The 1,730-nt window shown below is 36.8% G+C and carries 1 protein-coding gene; it reads right to left on the reverse strand.

Annotated elements, in window-relative coordinates; all coding sequences use genetic code 11:
- Positions 1-205: 205 nt before the first annotated feature.
- Complete coding sequence (locus tag DFR79_RS16005) at positions 206-1,570, reverse strand: DDE-type integrase/transposase/recombinase (protein ID WP_133516453.1); 1,365 nt, start codon at positions 1,568-1,570, stop codon at positions 206-208.
- Between the last annotated feature and the right edge of the window lie 160 nt (positions 1,571-1,730).

The raw sequence follows: 1,730 nt of genomic DNA on the forward strand, positions 1-1,730 counted from the left end.
GATAACGTCAAATAAAATATGATAGTTACCATAAAATGTAAGTAAATAGTAATAGATCACCACTAATTTTAATTATAATAAAAATATTCAAAATGTCAAAAGTTTGAAGATGTAAATAGTGCAAAAAAATGGAATTTCATAAATATAGATTTCTAAAAGACTTAAACGCGATTTTCTAAAAAGTTACTCAGAAAAAGATATTTAGTTACTTATCAGTTTTGTTGATCCACCTGATAAGTTGAGCCCAGGATTCTATGGGCTGACCTCTTGAATCCTCTACTATCAGCGGTGGTTTGTTATCAAATGAGCTATGAGGTTTTATATAGTTGAAATACAGCTGATAGAGGGTTGCATGAGCAAGAGCACCATCAAGAGAACTAAAGCTTTTATGACGCTTGTAATGAGCTTTATAGGTGCCAAAGAAACGCTCAATGATGTTTTTATAGGGCCTGTAATCTTCGTCTGAATTATCGTCATCACTAAAGAGTCCTTTAACCTGTCTGTGATCTATATCAGCTTTCAAAAAGATTTTGAGAGCATGAACAGCAGCTCTGTAGATTGGTGCCATGTCAGAAACCAGGATAAATTCCTGATTCTGATATTGCTCAATAATTTTTTTGAGGATGGTAATAGCAGCTTTGGTGTCTCGATGCCTGGAAAGATGCTGAGCAATAATGCAGCCATTTTTACCATCAATGGCAGTAAAGAGATAGTGCCAGCAGCCTTTGATTTTGATATATGTTTCATCAACAGCTACAATACCCGATAAAGGTAGATCAAGGTCACTGATCTTAGGACCAAGTCTGCAGGCTAAAGAGACAGTCCAGTTCTGGATAGTCTGAGCTGAAGGTGAAACATTATATGCAAGTTTAAGAGCCCTTTTAGTCTGCCTTAGAGAAAGACCAAGACCGACATAAAAATCCATAGCTTTAGAGATGATGAAGTTCCCATACTGGGAGTGATCCAGATTTACAGGTTCACTATCAGGTCTCGATACTTCGAGGTCATCAACATCAAAATCATAGGCTCTATAGCGATATCTTTTGTGTTCGTTTTTCCATTTAGAACAGTCATCATTGCGGCATTTATATTTAGTGAAATTCTTGCGTTCTTTTTCCTTAGAAAGAGCATAGCCGCAAAAAGGACAGCGATAGGTAGGATGGTTTTTGGGTCTTTGTTCAGGCTTTTCAGGAGCCCACTGATGATCACAGACTTTACACTGGAACTTCTGGTAACCATCTTTATCATGGCCAAAACTGTAGAGATATTCTTTTGGAGCTCCACATTTAGAGCAACCATCAACATCTACAGTTAGAGGCTTGCGTCGATTAACAGATTTAATTGGTTCACCATTTTCTTTAGCTTCAGCCAGAATCTCCTGGTAATCGGGATTATTGTATTCGATATCAGGTAGTGGGTCATCAAAGCTGTTGAACTTAGTATAGCCATCATCAAGTTTTTCTTTGGGTTCAAAGTCAACATGAAAGAGTCTGGAGAAAAAGAGGTAGACTAAAAGCACAAAATTCATAAGAGGTTTAAGCAGGAAATTAGGAAAATTTCGAGAAATCATAACTTAGGATCCCTTCCTTTCTGGGTTAGTGAGTTGTGGTGCTTTCAATTACTATTTACGAGCTCAGGGGGAGGGATTCCTGCATTTAATGCAGATTTCTAACCTGACAACCATGATAACTATTAATATTTTTAAAAAAACTATTAGATTTGACGTAACG

The sequence above is a fragment of the Halanaerobium saccharolyticum genome, from assembly GCF_004362045.1.
In the GTDB taxonomy this organism is placed as follows: domain Bacteria; phylum Bacillota; class Halanaerobiia; order Halanaerobiales; family Halanaerobiaceae; genus Halanaerobium; species Halanaerobium saccharolyticum_C.

Excerpts from the sequence above, each read along its gene's own strand:
- DFR79_RS16005 (WP_133516453.1), bottom strand. The coding sequence starts at position 1,570 with ATGATTTCTCGAAATTTTCCTAATTTCCTGCTTAAACCTCTTATGAAT.